The sequence below is a fragment of the Corynebacterium capitovis DSM 44611 genome (assembly GCF_030440535.1).
Lineage (GTDB): Bacteria > Actinomycetota > Actinomycetes > Mycobacteriales > Mycobacteriaceae > Corynebacterium > Corynebacterium capitovis.
In genome coordinates this window covers 1,743,835-1,760,409 of the sequence record NZ_CP047117.1, presented here as the reverse complement: position 1 = coordinate 1,760,409, position 16,575 = coordinate 1,743,835, and the positions used below count along the sequence as shown (strand labels likewise).

General features: G+C 64.7%; 15 protein-coding genes. 9 read left to right on the top strand and 6 right to left on the bottom strand.

Annotated elements, in window-relative coordinates; all coding sequences use genetic code 11:
• Window positions 1-4: 4 nt before the first annotated feature.
• Window positions 5-745, top strand: coding sequence for a sirohydrochlorin chelatase (locus CAPI_RS08600; RefSeq protein ID WP_018018241.1), 741 nt, complete (start codon window positions 5-7; stop codon window positions 743-745).
• A complete protein-coding gene (locus CAPI_RS08595; RefSeq protein ID WP_018018240.1) occupies window positions 745-1,692 on the top strand; it encodes a sulfite exporter TauE/SafE family protein in 948 nt (315 codons plus the stop codon). The genes CAPI_RS08600 and CAPI_RS08595 overlap by 1 nt, the downstream gene beginning before the upstream one ends.
• On the opposite strand, the gene lplB is transcribed toward CAPI_RS08595, so the two are convergent.
• Entirely contained in the window at window positions 1,693-2,754 is a 1,062-nt protein-coding gene (gene lplB, locus CAPI_RS08590; protein WP_018018239.1) for a lipoate-protein ligase small subunit, read from the bottom strand.
• A gap of 170 nt (window positions 2,755-2,924) precedes the next feature.
• Between lplB and CAPI_RS08585 the strand changes: the two genes are divergently transcribed.
• A complete protein-coding gene (locus CAPI_RS08585; protein WP_245531662.1) occupies window positions 2,925-3,974 on the top strand; it encodes an esterase/lipase family protein in 1,050 nt (349 codons plus the stop codon).
• Window positions 3,975-3,986: 12 nt separating this feature from the next.
• On the opposite strand, the gene CAPI_RS08580 is transcribed toward CAPI_RS08585, so the two are convergent.
• Together CAPI_RS08580 and CAPI_RS08575 are read right to left on the bottom strand one after the other, a co-directional pair.
• On the bottom strand, window positions 3,987-4,511 hold the full coding sequence (locus tag CAPI_RS08580) for a type 1 glutamine amidotransferase domain-containing protein (RefSeq protein WP_018018237.1): 525 nt from the start codon (window positions 4,509-4,511) through the stop codon (window positions 3,987-3,989).
• A gap of 77 nt (window positions 4,512-4,588) precedes the next feature.
• Window positions 4,589-6,058 carry an AI-2E family transporter gene (locus CAPI_RS08575; RefSeq protein WP_018018236.1) on the bottom strand — a complete coding sequence of 490 codons (1,470 nt, stop codon included), beginning with the start codon at window positions 6,056-6,058 and terminating at the stop codon, window positions 4,589-4,591.
• Between the two features lie 137 nt (window positions 6,059-6,195).
• Between CAPI_RS08575 and exaC the strand changes: the two genes are divergently transcribed.
• The 5 genes from exaC (at window position 6,196) to CAPI_RS08550 (ending at window position 12,307) form a co-directional block, all read left to right on the top strand.
• Window positions 6,196-7,716: an acetaldehyde dehydrogenase ExaC gene (gene exaC / locus CAPI_RS08570; RefSeq protein ID WP_018018235.1), complete on the top strand. Its 1,521-nt coding sequence runs from the start codon at window positions 6,196-6,198 to the stop codon at window positions 7,714-7,716.
• Window positions 7,717-7,964: 248 nt separating this feature from the next.
• A complete protein-coding gene (gene dnaK / locus CAPI_RS08565) occupies window positions 7,965-9,797 on the top strand; it encodes a molecular chaperone DnaK (RefSeq protein WP_018018234.1) in 1,833 nt (610 codons plus the stop codon).
• 14 nt (window positions 9,798-9,811) lie between these two features.
• Complete coding sequence (grpE, locus tag CAPI_RS08560) at window positions 9,812-10,522, top strand: nucleotide exchange factor GrpE (RefSeq protein WP_018018233.1); 711 nt, start codon at window positions 9,812-9,814, stop codon at window positions 10,520-10,522.
• A 136-nt stretch (window positions 10,523-10,658) separates the two neighbouring features.
• The gene (gene dnaJ, locus CAPI_RS08555) at window positions 10,659-11,852 is read left to right on the top strand and encodes a molecular chaperone DnaJ (protein WP_040357013.1); all 1,194 of its coding nucleotides are present in this window, start codon (window positions 10,659-10,661) and stop codon (window positions 11,850-11,852) included.
• Window positions 11,853-11,866: 14 nt separating this feature from the next.
• Window positions 11,867-12,307 (top strand): heat shock protein transcriptional repressor HspR, encoded by a 441-nt coding sequence (locus CAPI_RS08550; RefSeq protein WP_018018231.1) that lies wholly within the window; start codon window positions 11,867-11,869, stop codon window positions 12,305-12,307.
• 9 nt (window positions 12,308-12,316) lie between these two features.
• Here the strand turns inward: CAPI_RS08550 and CAPI_RS08545 are convergent, their stop codons facing one another.
• The 3 genes from CAPI_RS08545 to CAPI_RS08535 all read right to left on the bottom strand — a co-directional run bounded on the left by CAPI_RS08545 (window position 12,317) and on the right by CAPI_RS08535 (window position 15,667).
• The gene (locus tag CAPI_RS08545; RefSeq protein WP_018018230.1) at window positions 12,317-14,080 is read right to left on the bottom strand and encodes a pyruvate dehydrogenase; all 1,764 of its coding nucleotides are present in this window, start codon (window positions 14,078-14,080) and stop codon (window positions 12,317-12,319) included.
• An 82-nt stretch (window positions 14,081-14,162) separates the two neighbouring features.
• Window positions 14,163-15,317 (bottom strand): alpha/beta hydrolase, encoded by a 1,155-nt coding sequence (locus tag CAPI_RS08540; protein ID WP_018018229.1) that lies wholly within the window; start codon window positions 15,315-15,317, stop codon window positions 14,163-14,165.
• On the bottom strand, window positions 15,314-15,667 hold the full coding sequence (locus CAPI_RS08535) for a hypothetical protein (protein ID WP_040356971.1): 354 nt from the start codon (window positions 15,665-15,667) through the stop codon (window positions 15,314-15,316). The genes CAPI_RS08540 and CAPI_RS08535 overlap by 4 nt, the downstream gene beginning before the upstream one ends.
• A gap of 12 nt (window positions 15,668-15,679) precedes the next feature.
• On the opposite strand from CAPI_RS08535, the gene CAPI_RS08530 reads away from it, so the two are divergent.
• Window positions 15,680-16,477 (top strand): carbon-nitrogen hydrolase family protein, encoded by a 798-nt coding sequence (locus tag CAPI_RS08530; protein ID WP_026157218.1) that lies wholly within the window; start codon window positions 15,680-15,682, stop codon window positions 16,475-16,477.
• Window positions 16,478-16,575: the final 98 nt, after the last annotated feature.

The window sequence follows — 16,575 nt, the reverse complement described above, 5'->3', positions numbered from 1 at the left end:
CCCGATGGCTGCCCGGACCGCTGTGCTCATCACCCTGTCTCACGGCTCGCGCCATTCGGCTGCCAGCGACGGGGTCCAGCGTCTCACCGAGGCAGCCGGCGGGGTGCTGGGAGTCCCTGCGGTGGCCGCGCACCTCGAATTCACCACCCCCGACCTCACAGGGGCGGCAGCCACTGCGGCGCGGGCGGGCCACACCCGCGCCGTGGTGGTGCCTCTCCTGTTCACGAAGGCATTCCACGCCACGACAGACGTTCCCGCCGCGGTCGCCGCGGCGCGGGAGAATACCGGTGTGGAACTCATCCTCGCGGACGGGATTGGCCAGGGCGATGACGTCGTCAAGCTCCTTGCTGCGAAGCTGCGCAGTGACGCGCCTGACGGGGCCCACGTCGTCCTGTACCCGGTGGGAACCTCCAATGCGCGAGCGGCGGGGGCGACCACCGAGTTTGGCGCGCGGCTCGCCGCGGCGAGCGGACGCGGGGTCACCGTTGTCCCGGCGACGGGGCGCGGAGAGGCCACGGGCAACGACGGCCTAGCCTCCGTCGCTGCGTCGTACCCGCGGGTGCACGTGCTCCCTCTTTTCGTGACGGATGGGCTGCTTCTCGATAGAGCCCGTCGAGCCGTCGCCGGCATCCAGGACGCCACGGGCGCCCGCATTACCCAATCAGCACCTCTCACGACAGGCCTAGCGGGCATCATCGCGGCCCGGTATCGAGGTGCTCTCCACGAGAACACGAGGTCACAATAATGTACAAGCTTCACACTCTTATCTTCATCGCGCTCGCGGGGTTAGCGGCTCAGCTTGTCGACGGCGGCCTCGGCATGGGCTTCGGCGTGACCTCTACCACGATCATTGTCTTGCTGGCGGGCCTAGGTCCCGCCCAGGCATCGGCGGTGGTGCACACGGCTGAGCTGGGCACCACGCTAGCCTCCGGCCTGTCCCACTGGCGCTTTGGGAACGTGGACTGGAAGACGGTGGCGCGCATCGCCATCCCCGGCGCCGTTGGCTCCTTCACGGGGGCGACGGTCCTGTCCAACCTGTCCACCGAGTGGGCGAAACCCGCGATGGGTCTCATCCTCTCCCTCATCGGGCTCAACCTCATGATTCGCTTTTCCCGCGGCCGGGCCCGGCGGACCAATCCGGCGCCTCACTCCCCGGTGTTTCTTAGCGGCCTCGGTGTGTTCGGCGGGTTTGTCGACGCCACCGGAGGCGGCGGCTGGGGCCCCGTGACCACCTCAACGCTGATGTCCGCTGGGCGTTCGGAACCGCGCCGGATCGTCGGCACGGTCAACACCGCGGAGTTTTTCGTCACCTTCGCGGCCACGGTCGGCTTCGCCATCGGCATGTGGGAGGACCTCGTGGCCAATCTGGCTGCCGTCGTCGCGTTGCTCATCGGCGGTGTCATCGCCGCACCTCTCGCGGCGTGGCTGATCAGCCGCATTAACCCAATTTTGCTCGGCGGGATCGTGGGCACCCTCATTCTCATGCTCAACCTTCCCACCGTGTTGAAGGCGGTAGGCGTGACCGACCACCTCTGGATCGCCCGCGCGGCTGTGCTCGTTATCGGGCTGGCGCTCTCCGCGCGCGGCGTCGCCCGGGCGCGGGCGAACTCCCTGGCGGCGTCCGAAAAGGAAGGGCACAGCGCGGCCCTGGACCCCGAGGTGGAGGACGCGGGGGTGTCCGCGGGGCGGTAGTTACGGCACCCGGTGAGTCCACTCCCGGGTGCCGAATTTCTCCTCCACCAAACGCTCGCCGGCGGCGATGTCGTCGGCGCTAAGCTCCCCGGTCACGGAGGGGTACCGGGAGGTAAACGACGCGATCAGCGCGTCGATGACCTGCTCACGGGGAACCCCCGTTTGGCGCCTCAGGGGGTCAACCCGCTTCTTCGCGGAGCGCAATCCCTTGTCCGCCAGCTTAACTTTCCCAATGCGCAGGACTTCGGCCATCTTGTCGGCGTCGATGTCGTAGCTCATGGTCGTGTGGTGTAGCACCGCGCCGGGCACGCGCTTTTGCGCCGCTCCGCCGATCTTGCCGCCGTCCGAGGTGATGTCGTTGATGGGCACGTACCATGCGTTGACGCCGAGCGATTTCAGGCCGGCTAGCACCCACGAATCCAGATAGGCGTAGCTCTCCGCGTAACTTAAGCCCCTCACAATGTCTTCGGGGAGGTACATCGAGTAGGTGACGCAGTTGCCGCCCTCCATGAACATCGCGCCACCGCCCGACATGCGCCGGACCGGCACGATCCCGTGGCGCTCCAGGCCGTCCGGGTCGATCTCGTTGCGGAATGACTGGTACGAACCGAACACGACGGCTCTGTCCTCCCACTCCCAAAACCGGAGCAGTGGCCCGCGGGCGCCGGAGCGCACCTCACCCAGGAGGTATTGATCGAGGGCGACGTTGACGGGTGAGGGCAGGACGGGGGAGTGAATGATGGTCCAGGTGTAGTCGGTCAAATCGCGGGCGTCGAGAAGAGCTCGGCGCGTGGCCACTGCGACGTCGCGCGGGCTGAAGCCGTGGAGGTTGACGCCCTCGAGGCCGGCGAGTTCGCGCGTGACGCGAGCTTCGAGGCTGTCGGTGTCCTCGGTGATGGACGCGCCCGTGAGCGAGCGGTTGATTGCGTCGTAGGCGCTCTCCGGTTCGAGGAAGAAATCCCCAGAAATCGTCGCGGACGTGACGACCTTCCCGTCCTCTTCCACGTCGGCCACGACGAGTTTGCCGCCGGCCACTTTAATCTCGAAATGGTGTGCCTTCACGCATGTAACCTTAGCCTGCACACTCGTTTCCGAAACCGACTCACAGAAAGGTGGTTGCCAGGGGTGAAGGTGCTCTCCATCGCACCCTCGAACGTGTTTTCACATCGTCGCTTGGAGCACTTGCCGTGCTCGGCGCGGCGATCGTACCCGTAGCGCACGCTCAAGAAGGGGTGAATGGAAGCTCCGCCGTCGTCCAAGGCTCCTCCCAGTACCCGCTCGACGCTATCGCCACAGGGGACAGAGCTCCCGATCCTTATGCCCTTGAGGGTGCATTCCACTGTTCCTCACCAGAGGCGAATCCCGAGGCGCGCAAGACCGTCCTTCTCGTGCATGGATTCGGATTCGATGCGTCCGCCTCATTTTCGTGGGGGTACATTCCGCAGCTCACCAACGAAGGCTTCGACGTCTGCTGGGTGACGCTGCCCCACAGCGGGCGGGGTGACATGACCGAGTCAGGCATGTACGTGGCCCACGCGGTGAAACTTGCCCACCAGCGCCTCGGCCGCAACATCGCCGTGGTCGGGCACAGCGGTGGACCGCCCATTGCTCGGTGGGGCTTGAGGTACGACGCCGAAGCGGCCTCGCTTGTCGACGATGTCATCTCCGTAGCCGGAGCAAACCACGGGGTTGCGCTCGTCGAGCCGGCGTGTCAGGTGACGGGTAGGTGCCCGGTTTCGGTGTGGCAATACCACCCGAACTCGGACTTCATGCAGGCTCTCAATGCTAAGCCACTGCCTGTAAATGTGTCTGTGACCAGCATCTATGCAAACTCGGATTACGGGATCCAACCAGCTAAGGCGGCCAGTTCTATCGACGGCGCGGCAAACTTCGCCGTCCAAGACCTCTGCCCCAATCAGGTTCCTGGCCACGTGGGGATCCTCGCGAACAACACGGCCTACAGGTTGCTCCTCGACGCCTTAGAAAACCCCGGTCCGGCCGATCCTAACCGGCTGGAGGGTTTCTCCTGCACCGAGCACGTCGCGCCCGGTATCGACCCTGCCGCGCTCCCAAACGCCATCCCCGCTTTCGGAGAATACGTGGCCGCTCTCGGCGAGCCCCTATACAGCTCGCAGCCACCCCTCCCGTCCTATGCTCAAGCGGACGTGGCCAACCACGCGGAACCGGGTGAGCTGACGGAAGGCTCAGCGGGCCGTCTTGCGGACTCGAGCAGCACCTTCACCGGTGCATACCACGGCGCGGCGTCGAGCGGTTCTGTGTAGCGCCGGGCAGGTTTACTTGGAGAACTCCACCACAATCGCCTTGTTGAAGGCCGGCAGGTCATCGGGAGTGCGCGAGGAGACGAAGCCGTTATCCACCACAACTTCCTCGTCCACCCAGGTTGCGCCCGCGTTGCGTAGGTCCGTCTTGAGCGACTTATACGACGTCAGGGTAACGCCCTCGATGACGTCAGCCTCGGTGAGGATCCAGCCACCGTGGCAAATCACGCCCACCGGCTTGCCTGCCGCGCGGACCGCCTTGACCAGCGCCACGGCATCCTCGTCCGTGCGGATCGTATCGGCGTTGGAGGTGCCCCCGGGGAGCACAATAGCGTCGTAATCCGAAGCGTTGGCGGCGCTTGTGGTGCCGTCAACTTCCACGGTCGTACCGTTTTTCCCTTCGATTGTCCCGGCTTCAGTAGAGAGCACAACCGCGGTCGCGCCGGCGGCTTCGACCGCCTCACGGGGCGAGGTGAGCTCGGAATCCTCAAAGCCGTTCGTAGCGATGATCGCGATGTTCTTGCCACTTAGGTCAGACATGTGTGTTCCTTTCGTCGTTCGTCGGCGGGCCGTCTGGGCCCACATGAAGCCAGGGTAGGGACGAACGGCGAGAGCCGCTACCGGTCCTTGCGCCCGCCCTTCTTCACCGCCCGAGTCTCACCGGGTGCCTGAGGGTCGTCGCGGAGGGGCGCCTCGTCTGCCGAGGGTGCCCGAGTCGACCCCAGCGTTTGTTTCGGCTCTGCCTGACCCTTTGTGGTGCGGCGCAGCCCCATCGTCTGCAGCTGTTTACGCATGGCCAAAAGCGCCTCGCGCGAGTCCAAAGTTTGACTTTGCTGGGTGACCATTTTGATGTCGTCGGGTGTGATTTCACCGGCGCGCAGCGAAGTCATTTCTGCCCAATACCCCAGCCACACGGCGATGACGGCAGCCACCGGCACTGCGAGGAACGCCCCGACGATTCCGAAGAGCGTGCCGCCCACGGTGACAGAGAGCAACACGATGGCGGCGTGCAGGCCCATTGCGCGGGACTGCAGGATCGGCGAGAGGATGTTTCCTTCGAGTTGCTGAACTGCGACAACGAGCAGGAGGGCGAGCAGCGCGTTGACCAATCCGTTGGACACTAGCGCGACGATGACGGACAGGGCGCCCGCTGTGAACGCCCCGATGATGGGGATGAAACCGCCAAAGAAAGTCAACACGGCCAGTACAGGCCAGAGCGGGACGCCAAGAAGCAACAGACCCCCTCCGATGAAGACGGCGTCGACGGCTGAGACGATCGCCTGGGCGCGAATGAATCCCGCCAACGTGTTCCAGGAGCGCATCAGTACTTCGGTCAGGTGCCACCCCGCCTTCACACCGACGTACTTGCGCAGCCAGGGAAGGAAACGATCGCCGTCTTTGAGGAAAAAGAAGGTGAGAATGAGGGTGAGTACGAGGGTTGTTCCCGCGGAGGCAACCACGCCGATTCCAGACAGCACCCCGGAGGCGATGTTCGACGCCTGCCCGCGCACGACGTTGACGGCCTGCTGCAATGTCTCCTGCACCCGGGAGCTGTCGATGATCCCTATGTCAAAGCGCTGCTCGGCCCAGGACACGATATCGGTGATGCCCTTTTGCGCCTGGGAGATTAATTCTCCGCTCTGGCTGCCGACGATCGGGGCCATAAGGCCGAACACCGCCCCGATGAGGGCGAGGAAACCGATCAGGACGACGGCGACTGCAAGCGCGGAGGGGAACTTCCACTTCCGGAGCGTCCGTACGACGGGCCATAGGACGGTACACACGATGAGGGCGAGCAGAGCCGGCAGAAGGCCAATCCACACGAATTTGAGCAAATAAAGCGCCAGTGCCGCACCGGCAACGATCAAAATGAATCGCAGTGACCACGCAGCGGCTGAGCGCCCGTCAGCGGCGAGGATCTCACCGCGGTCGAGAGGCTGCCCGGACAGGTCCTGGGCAGCCTCAGCAGGGGTGGGGAACGTCTCCGGCTGGCTTACTACAGTGTCGAGGGCGCCGACAAAATCTGGGCCTTCGTTGGCGGCGGGCGTGGCCCTACCCCCGTTGCGTTGATTCTCTGGTGTGTTCACCCTTGCGTATTGTGCCAGAACGGGGGGAGCGCTGCCTCACCATCTGGTCGCTATCGCCTCGCCGCGGTTGTAGTGTGATCCTAATCATATTTTGCCGCAAAAGGACCCGGCTCTCCGGGCCCGGAAAGGCCACCACCATGACCGTCTTCCCTAACCCCGGCTCGGACGGCTCCGAAGTCACGTTCCGCGCCCGCTACGACAACTACATCGGCGGCGAGTGGGTCGCTCCCGTCGACGGGGAGTACGTCGACAATGTCACCCCTGTCACGGGAGAGGTGTTCTGTCAGGTCGCCCGCGGCAAGGCCGGGGACGTCGAGAAGGCTCTCGATGCGGCGCATAAGGCTGCCCCAGCGTTTGGGCGCACGTCCCCCGCCGAGCGTGCCCTGCTGCTGAACCGTATCGCGGACCGTATGGAGGAAAACCTCGAGCGCCTCGCGGTGGCGGAGACCTGGGAAAACGGTAAGGCCGTACGCGAGACGCTGGCCGCGGATATCCCGCTCGCCGTTGACCACTTCCGCTACTTCGCGGGCGCCATCCGGGCGCAAGAGGGCAGGTTGTCTCAGATCGACGAGAACACCGTGGCGTACCACTTCCACGAACCCCTCGGCGTAGTAGGGCAGATCATCCCGTGGAACTTCCCGCTGCTTATGGCCGCGTGGAAGCTGGCCCCAGCGCTGGCCGCCGGCAACACGGTGGTGCTCAAGCCCGCTGAGCAAACACCGGCCTCCATCCTCTACCTCATGGATCTCCTCGGGGATCTCATTCCGGCCGGGGTCATCAACATCGTCAACGGCTACGGTGACGAGGCCGGCGCGGCGCTTTCCAGCTCGGACCGGATTGCCAAGATCGCCTTCACGGGGTCGACCGAAGTGGGCAAGATCATCAACAAGTCCGCCGCCGACAAGGTCATCCCCGTCACGCTCGAGCTGGGCGGCAAGTCTCCCGCCCTCTACTTCCCCGACATCATGGAACGCGACGATGCGTTCCGCGCCAAGGCGATCGAGGGCTTCGCCATGTTCGCCCTGAACCAGGGCGAGGTCTGCACCTGCCCGTCCCGCGCGTTGGTGCACGAGTCCATTGCCGACGAGTTCCTCGCGCTCGGCGTCGAGCGCGTCAAACGCATCAAGGTGGGAAACCCCTTGGACACGGACGTTCAAATGGGTGCCCAGGCTTCCCAGGAGCAGATGGACAAAATTACCGGTTACCTGGAGCTGGGCCCGAAGGAGGGGGCGGAGACCCTCACGGGTGGTCACGTGAACTCCATTAGCGGTTTGGAAAACGGCTTCTACATCGAACCGACGGTGTTTAAGGGATCGAACGACATGACGATCTTCCAGGAGGAGATCTTTGGCCCGGTTCTGTCGGTGACCACGTTCAAGGACTTCGATGAAGCAATCCGAATCGCGAACGATACCGTTTACGGTCTCGGCGCGGGAGTATGGTCGCGCAACGGCAACATCGCCTACCGGGCGGGCCGCGCCATTGAGGCTGGCCGCGTGTGGGTAAACCAGTACCACTCCTACCCGGCGCACGCCGCGTTCGGTGGCTACAAGCACTCCGGCATCGGGCGCGAGAATCACCTGATGATGCTGAGCCACTACCAGAACACGAAGAACCTCCTCGTGTCCTACGCGGAGGAGGAAACGGGTCTCTTCTAGGCCGCTAGCGCGCACCCGCTTATCGACGCCCACCCGCCCGCCACAACAGCGGGCGGTTTTTGCGCCTCTCAGCAGGGAAAACGAAAAACCGAGAGGTACCGTGGAACAACTTTTCCGTATCACCCGTTACAGAAGGTGAGCGCGACAGACTCAATCCTGGCGGCGGTCCGTGTATAGTGGTCGGCAGGAGTTGAGCCTTAAGCAATCAACTTGACTACGAACCGGTCTTCAACAGGAGGAATCACAACATGGCACGTGCCGTAGGTATCGATCTTGGAACGACGAACTCGGTCGTTTCCGTCCTCGAGGGCGGGGACCCGATTGTTATCGCCAACGCGGAAGGTTCCCGCACGACCCCGTCAATCGTCGCCTTCGCCAAGAACGGCGAAGTCCTCGTCGGTCAGTCCGCGAAGAACCAGGCAGTGACCAACGTCGACCGCACCATCCGCTCCGTCAAGCGCCATATGGGCGAGGATTGGACCGTCAACATCGACGGCAAGGAGTACACCCCCCAGGAGATCTCCGCGCGTACGCTGATGAAGCTCAAGCGCGACGCGGAAGCGTACCTTGGTGAGGACATTTCCGACGCCGTTATCACGGTCCCCGCCTACTTCGAGGACGCGCAGCGCCAGGCCACCAAGGAAGCCGGACAGATCGCCGGGCTGAACGTCCTGCGCATCGTCAACGAGCCGACGGCCGCCGCGCTTGCTTACGGCCTGGAGAAGTCTGACAAGGAACAGACCATCCTCGTCTTCGACTTGGGCGGCGGTACCTTCGACGTCTCGCTGCTTGAGATCGGCGACGGCGTCGTCGAGGTGCTGGCTACCGCTGGTGACAACGAGCTGGGTGGCGATGACTGGGATCAGCGGATCGTCGACTGGCTCGTCGATAAGTTCAAGGCTCAAAATGGCATCGACCTGACCAAGGACAAGATGGCCATGCAGCGCCTGCGTGAGGCTGCCGAGAAGGCGAAGATCGAGCTGTCCGCCGCGCAGCAGGCCTCCATCAACCTGCCCTACATCACCGTGGATGCGGACAAGAACCCCCTGTTCTTGGATGAGACGCTGACGCGCACCGAGTTCCAGAAGATCACTTCTGACCTGCTCGACCGCACGAAGGCACCGTTTAACCAGGTAATCAAGGACGCCGGCATGTCCGTTGGTGACATCAACCAGGTCGTGCTCGTTGGCGGATCCACCCGTATGCCCGCCGTGTCCGACCTGGTCAAGGAGCTCACCGGCGGCCAGGAGCCGAACAAGGGCGTCAACCCCGACGAGGTTGTCGCGCTCGGCGCCGCACTCCAGGCCGGCGTGCTGCGCGGCGACGTCAAGGACGTGCTTCTTCTCGACGTCACCCCGCTGTCCCTCGGCATCGAGACCAAGGGTGGCGTGATGACGAAGCTGATCGAGCGCAACACGACGATCCCGACGAAGCGCTCCGAGACCTTCACCACCGCAGAGGACAACCAGCCCTCCGTGCAGATCCAGGTTTTCCAGGGCGAGCGTGAGATGGCCTCCGCCAACAAGCTGCTCGGCTCCTTCGAGCTGGCCGGCATCGCTCCGGCCCCGCGCGGTGTTCCGCAGATCGAGGTCACCTTCGACATCGACGCCAACGGCATCGTCTCCGTCTCGGCTAAGGACAAGGCCACCGGCAAAGAGAACACGATCAAGATCCAGGAGGGCTCTGGCCTCTCCCAGGAGGAGATCGATCGGATGATCAAGGATGCGGAGCAGCACGCCGACGAGGACAAGAAGCGCCGCGAGGAGCAGGAAACCCGCAACAACGCGGAGTCCCTCGCCTACCAGACGCGCAAGTTCATCGACGAGAACTCCGACAAGCTGGCGGAGGATCTCAAGACCCGCGTGGGTGAAGCCATTGACGCCGTCGAGGAGGCGCTCAAGGGCGAGGACCTAGACGCTGTGAAGGCTGCCGTCGAGAAGCTGTCCACCGAGTCCCAGGAGCTGGGTAAGGCCCTCTATGAGGCGGAGGCGAACTCGGGCGCAACCCAGGCAGACGCGCCGGCCGACGACAACGTCGTGGACGCCGAGGTTGTCGACGACGAAGACACCGACAAGAAGTAAGGGCGGTACGAACGATGAGCAACCCTAACCCCCAGATGCCCAACGACCCGGGCGCGCCCGAAAACACGGACACCGAGTACGTCTCTCCGGACAAGGCGGAGGCCCTGGCCGACGAGGCCGCCGAGTCCGAGGCGCTGCAGGACGAGGACCCCCTCAGACCGACCGCCGAGGAGGAGGCCGCCGCCGGCCTCACCGGGGACGTGGATGCGGACGTGGCCCAAGATTTGGACCGGGATTTGGCTCAAGACGTAGCCGGGGACGCGGCACCCGCGGAAGAGGCACCGGATAGCGCGGCGCTGCTCGTGGAGCGCACCGAGGACCTGCAGCGAGTCAGCGCAGAGTACGCCAACTACCGGCGGCGCACCGAACGCGAGCGTGGCAGCATCGCGGAGCAGGCCAAGACCACGGTTCTGGTCAACCTGCTTCCCCTGCTCGACGACCTCGACCTCGCCGAGCAGCACGGGGATCTGGCTGAGGGCCCGTTGAAGGTGTTCGAAGGGAAGTTCCGTTCTCTTCTTTCCGGCCAGGGTGTGCACGCCTTCGGCGAGGAAGGCGAAGCATTTGACCCCGAGATCCACGAGGCGGTCCAGGACTTGTCGTCTGGGGACGACAAGGTCGTGGGCACGGTCCTGCGCAAGGGATACCGTGTGGGAGAGCGGCTGGTACGCAACGCGATGGTAATCATCGCGGACCCAGCCGGAGCCAGCGAAACAGCGGGCGAATAGCGCGTGTTCCCGTGACCGGTGCCGGGGAAGGGATGCCTACTCTCGGCGATCCTTTCCCCGGCGCTGTCTTTGGGCACCACAATTTTTCCCAAAACAACTCAACAACCATTTCCACGCGAAAGGAGGGGTGGAGCTCATGGCCATGCAGCAAGAGTGGGTCAATAAGGACTACTACGGTGACCTCGGTGTGTCCTCCGGTGCCAGCACGTCGGATATCAAGAAGGCTTACCGCAAGCTGGCCCGGGAAAATCACCCGGACTCAAACCCCGGCGACAAGGCGGCCGAGGAGAAGTTCAAGCGGGTTGCCGAAGCGTACGACGTAATCGGTGACGAGGCGAAGCGCAAGGAGTACGACGAGCTCAAGGCCATGATCAGCTCCGGCGGCTACGGCCGCTTCGGGGGGACAGGAGGCTCGGGTTTCCCGGGCGGGTTTCGTACGACCACGACGGAGTCGGACTTCGACCTCGGAGACATCTTCGGGCGCGCCTCTGGTGGACAAACTGCAGACGGCGGCCTTGGTGATATCTTCGGTAGCTTCTTTAACCGCGGCGGCGGTGCTGGCAGGAACGCTCGGCCGTCGCGGGGGTCCGACGTCGAAACGGAAATAACTCTCGAGTTCCGCGAGGCAGCGAAGGGCACAACGATCCCGGTCGAACTCACCGGCGACGCGCCGTGCACCACCTGCCACGGCTCGGGCTCCAAATCCGGGCGCACCACCCCGTGCGACGAGTGCTCGGGCTCGGGTTACGTGCGCGAGAAGAGCGGCGCGTTCGGAATGGCGCGGCCGTGCGCGAAGTGCGGGGGAACGGGTTCGATTGTGGAGGACCCCTGTGACACGTGCTCGGGCACCGGGACGGTCCGCCGCACCCGCTCGATTACGGTGCGTATCCCCGCCGGAGTTATCGACGGCCAACGCGTGCGCCTAGCTGGCCAGGGAGAAGCGGGCCCAAATGGCACCCCGTCAGGGGACTTGTTCGTGGTGGTCCACGTCCGTCCAGACAAGGTGTTCACCCGTACCGGCGATGACCTCGAAGTCACCGTGCCTGTCTCCTTCGGCGAGCTCGTCCTCGGCGGAACAGTAACCGTTCCCACTCTCGACGGCCGCGTCAAGGTGAAAGTGCCCGCGGGCACCCCGAGCGGACGGACGCTGCGTGTGAAAGGCCGGGGCGTGCCGAAGCGCTCCGGGTCGGCTGGGGACCTTCTAGTCACGGTCGAGGTCCGGATCCCCGCCGACCTCGACGCGACGGCCACCAGCGCCCTGCGCACCTACGCGCAGGCCGAAAAGGATGCCGGTTTCAACCCGCGCGCCGGGTGGGCCGGAATGGAATAGGAAGGGGCGGCACTATGGCCGCGGACGATTCATCGCCCACCAAGCCGGAATACCAGGAATACCAGGAGTATTACGTCATCTCCGTCGCCGCGGAGCTGACGGGAATGCACGCCCAGACCCTGCGCACCTACGATCGGCTCGGGCTGGTCAGCCCGGCGCGTACGTCGGGCGGCGGGCGGAGATACTCAGGGCGAGACATCAAAAAGCTGCGACGCATCCAGCGACTGTCCCAGGAAGAGGGCGTCAACCTCGCGGGGATCAAGACGATCATGGAGCTGACCGGGCAGATCGAAGAGCTGCAAGCCCAGCTAGAAGCAGCCCGTGAGCACAACGAAGCGCTACAGCGCCGCCTCGACTCTTCCTCACACAGAGCCGGTGCCCTAGTTCACGTGCCCCGCTCGACCGCTGTGGTGGCGTGGGACCCAGCGATCAGGCGGCGCCGCAACGGTTCCTAGCTCGCCGGCTTACTTGAAGGTGATCGACGCGGCTGCGTCGATGTGGCGCAGGTTGGCGCGAGCCAGCTCCACCATCCGGCCGACGCCGCCGTCGAGGATCGACTTCACGCCCGCGGTGGTGAAGCCCTTCATCATGTCCCACGTCACGTGGGGCGGCAGGGAGAGCGCGTCGGGGTCGGTCACGATGTCCACCAACGCGGGGCCGTCGTGATCCAGGGCGCGGCGGAGGGCGTCGCGCAGGTCATCGGGGTCTTCAACGCGGAAAGCGGTGATACCAACAGCTTCTGCGATGGACGCAAAGTTCACCCCGGCGTGGTCCGTTTCGTAGTCGGGGAACCCCGCGGCCAGCATCTCCAGCTTCACCATACCGAGCGAGGAGTTGTTGAACACGACCGTCTTCACAGGTAGGTTGTGCAGCTTAACGGTGAGCAGCTCGCCCATGAGCATGCCCAGCCCGCCGTCGCCCGACCACGAGATAACCTGACGGTCCGGGAACGCGGCCTGCACGCCGATCGCCTGGGGCAAGGCGTTGGCCATCGTGCCGTGGAGGAAGCTTGCCAGCTCGTCGCGCTTCCCGTTCGGGGTGAGGTAGCGCGAGGACCAGACGTTGCACATGCCGGTATCGACGGTGAAGTAGGCATCATCGGCGGCCAGCTCGTCGAGGACCGAGGCGGCGAACTCGGGGTGGATGGGGGTGCGGGACTCCGTGGCCGGGGTGGTGTACTTCGCAACGACATCTTCCAGCAGCTCCGCGTGCCGCTTTAGCATGGAATCAAGGAAGGAACGGTCCGTCTTTTCCTCTACGTGAGGAAGGATGTTCTCCAGCACACTCTTGACGTCGCCGATAACGGGGTACGTCACCGTCGTGCGTCGACCAATGTGGGAGCCCTCGATGTCGATCTGTGCCACATTGGCGTGGGGTAGCCAGTCCTCGTAGGGGAAATCGGTGCCGACCATGATGAAAAGGTCCGCCTTTTGCGACGCTTCGTAGCATGCGCCGTAGCCGAGGAGGCCGCACATCCCGACGTCGTAAGGGTTCTCGTGCTCGATGTACATCTTGCCCCGGAAGGAGTGGCCGATCGGCGACTTGATCTTCTCGGCAAGTGCGAAGACCTCCTGGCGCGCCTCGCGGGCGCCGTACCCGCAGAACAACGTGACCGTTTCTGCGGCGTTGATGGCCTCCACGAGGCGGGCAGCCTCGCTGGGGTCGGGGAAAACCCGCTTCCGCTCGCCACGTGCGTACGAGGATTTCGCGGACGGGACCTCGCTTGCGGGCGTGTCGGCAAAAATGTCACCCGAGGCCACGAGGACGGAGACTCCCTCCCCGGCCAGCGTCGACTGGATAGCGTTGTGGAGAATGCGCGCTCCCTGTTCGGGGGAGTTGACAACCTCGCAATAACCGGAGCATTCCTGGAAAATCTGCTCGGGGTGCGTTTCCTGGAAGTACGACGACCCGATCTGCAGCGACGGAATGTGGGAGGCGATGGCGAGGACCTTCGCCCCGTTCCGGTTGGCTTCATACAGTCCCTGGATAAGGTGGGTGTTGCCGGGGCCGCACGATGCGGCGCACACGGCAAGCTCGCCCGAGGCAATCGAATCGGCCCCTGCAGCGAAAGCCGCGGCCTCCTCATTGCGCACGTGGATCCACTCGATACTGCTGTTGTGTACGGCGTCAGAAACCGGGTTGAGCGAGTCGCCGACGAGGCCGTAGATTCGCTTCACCCCCAGCTCTTCGAGCTTGTTGACCAACTGTTGTGCGAAAGTGACAGACACGGTTTTCCTCCATTGACAAGCATTGACAAGCATTGACAAGCGCATGTGGCCGACCGCCCCAATGGTACGTAAGAAGAGCGGTTCACTCCGGGGGATGTGCGAGAGCGGACAGGAAGTCGGGATCTGTGAAGTACGAGGAGTGCCCGCCTTCGATACCCGTGACGACGGTCGCCCCGAACGCCTCCGCCGAAGGCGAAAAGCCGTGCACCCCGAAGCGGTCGCGGCGCAGGTACATGATCGGGTCGGCGTCGGCGTCGGCGACGAAAACCCGGGGCGACCGTCCGATTAAACGCATGTCCTCGACGGATGGGACGGGAACACCGGGTGAGCCGAGGAGCCAGACATCATCCGCGATGAGCCCGGGCCCGGCGGCGGCTCGCGCGGCCACCACCGTGCCGTAACTGTGGGCGACCACTGACCTGCGCGCATGGGGAAAGCGCTCATCCACCGCTACCTGGAACGCCGCCAGGCAGTCTCCACCCCGCCGAGCCGCGCCCGGATCGATGCCGTCTCCCACGTCCCGTGGCGGGACGTACCCTTGCCAGACCACAACCGCCCCGCCGGTCGCGCGGGCGATGCGCTGGGCCTTCTCCAGCTCCCCGGCGAGCTGGTCTGGGTGGCCGGTGGAAACGCCGGCCACCATCGTGATCACCTGGGAGGGCGCCACGGTGTCCCCGACAAGGACGCTGGTCCGCCCCCCGCCTGCTTCTAGGATCAGCCCCCCGGCGTCACCGACAGCGAGCGCGGTCGAGGCGGGAACCGTGGTGAGGTTGCGCTCGTGGATCCGTTCCAAAGACTCAAGGGGATGGTTCACAAGCGGATCGAAGTCGTCGTCCTCGTCACCGCGTAGCAATGCGAGGAGCGCTTGAGCTGCGGCGTTGTCGAGCAGCCAGGCCATCATGTTGAGCCACTGGATGAGCTCGATGTGGTCGTTTCGGATCACGTCGCGGGCCATGGAATCTAGCCACCGCTGCGTGCGGTGCGCGGTGGCCAGAATTACCTCGGCCTGACGTGCCAGCGATTCGGCGGCGAGGAACTGGTCACTGAACCGTTCCAACAACGCGAGTCCCGCGTCGGCGCTCGCGCCGGCGAATCCCGTGCGGGCAATGAGCGACACCGCGCCGCGGGTGTCGGCGGCACGGTGCGCCGTGAGATGCGAGGCAGTCTGCACGAGGGCCACGGCGGCCGCCAGCTCCGCAGCTTTCAGCGGCGGCGCGTACGCGACGGGGGCAGTCACGTCAGCCCTCCCCGCAACCGCTCACTTGTCGACGCATCGATGTGGACCACCTCGTCTGCGAAGTCGGCCACCGCGGCGGTGTGGGTATGGGCGGCGGCCGTCGTTGCGTCGATAAGCGATGCCCACGAAGCCTGCACCTTGGCCAGCGCCGTCGCCACCTGGCTGGGGCTGAGGTGCGCAACTGGGAGGGGCGGCCAGGGAGGGATAGCGGTGCGTGCGACGCGGGCCGTGCGCTCGGTGAGGGTGAGGCTGTCGTCCATGCGGACATCGTGGCGGGGTGAGCACTGTGGGACAAGGGGGTGGGCGGTTGAGATGTGGATAACTGGGCCGCGGGCGTCGGTTTTCCACATACTCTGGGTGTTATGAACATCGCGCTATTGCAAATCACAACGTCCGGTGATAAAAGGGCTAATTTAGCTCTCGTTTCCGAGCGAGTGCGCGAGGCGGCCGCCGCCGGAGCCACGTTGATCGTGGCGCCCGAGGCGTGCAGCCAGGCGTTTGGCTGCGGCAGGCTCGATACGCAGGCGGAGGACCTTGACGGGCCGTTTGCCACCGCGCTGCGCCAGCTCGCCGACGATCTCGGGGTCACCATCGTCGCCGGCATGTTCCGGCTGGCGGATAAAAACGGTGGGTTGAATCGCGTGTACAACACCGCGCTGATAACGGGCGGCGGCGTGCACAAGGGCTACAACAAGATCCACACCTACGACGCCTTCGATTACCGCGAGTCCGACACCGTCAAGCCCGGCAACGCGTTGGTCACCTTCGTTCACGGCGACGCGGTGGTCGGCGTGGCCACCTGCTTCGACATTCGCTACCCCGAGCAGTTCAAGGACCTCGCGCGCCGCGGGGCGGACGTCGTTGTCGTGCCGACGAGCTGGGCGGATGGGGCGGGAAAGAAAGAACAGTGGCGCGCGCTGACGGTGGCGCGCGCACTCGACGCGGGCCTGTTTATTGCGGCGGCGGGCCAAGCGCGCCCCGGCGGCGACACAGAGGCCGGGAAGGACTCCGGCCCCACCGGAATCGGCCACTCCGTCATCGTCGGGCCCCTCGGGACGCGGATCGCGGAGGGCGGCTATGGGGAAGAAATCGTGTACGCGAGCATCTCGCTTGACGACGTCCGCGCGGCCCGGCGCGTCCTGCCCCTCCTCGGGAACTAATTCAGGGCATGTCGAGCTTTTCCGATACTGTCACTGGGTAAATACCCCTTGTATCCGTACATGACCGCAATCACCTAGACGCTCGCTGAGCTGTCGCA

What these genes read in the sequence shown, in the direction of transcription:
- CAPI_RS08595 (WP_018018240.1), top strand. Translation starts at nt 745, where the DNA reads ATGTACAAGCTTCACACTCTTATCTTCATCGCGCTCGCGGGGTTAGCG.
- CAPI_RS08530 (WP_026157218.1), top strand. Translation starts at nt 15,680, where the DNA reads ATGAACATCGCGCTATTGCAAATCACAACGTCCGGTGATAAAAGGGCT.
- grpE (WP_018018233.1), top strand. Translation starts at nt 9,812, where the DNA reads ATGAGCAACCCTAACCCCCAGATGCCCAACGACCCGGGCGCGCCCGAA.
- dnaJ (WP_040357013.1), top strand. Translation starts at nt 10,659, where the DNA reads ATGGCCATGCAGCAAGAGTGGGTCAATAAGGACTACTACGGTGACCTC.
- CAPI_RS08550 (WP_018018231.1), top strand. Translation starts at nt 11,867, where the DNA reads ATGGCCGCGGACGATTCATCGCCCACCAAGCCGGAATACCAGGAATAC.
- dnaK (WP_018018234.1), top strand. Translation starts at nt 7,965, where the DNA reads ATGGCACGTGCCGTAGGTATCGATCTTGGAACGACGAACTCGGTCGTT.
- CAPI_RS08600 (WP_018018241.1), top strand. Translation starts at nt 5, where the DNA reads ATGGCTGCCCGGACCGCTGTGCTCATCACCCTGTCTCACGGCTCGCGC.
- exaC (WP_018018235.1), top strand. Translation starts at nt 6,196, where the DNA reads ATGACCGTCTTCCCTAACCCCGGCTCGGACGGCTCCGAAGTCACGTTC.
- CAPI_RS08580 (WP_018018237.1), bottom strand. Translation starts at nt 4,511, where the DNA reads ATGTCTGACCTAAGTGGCAAGAACATCGCGATCATCGCTACGAACGGC.
- CAPI_RS08535 (WP_040356971.1), bottom strand. Translation starts at nt 15,667, where the DNA reads ATGTGGAAAACCGACGCCCGCGGCCCAGTTATCCACATCTCAACCGCC.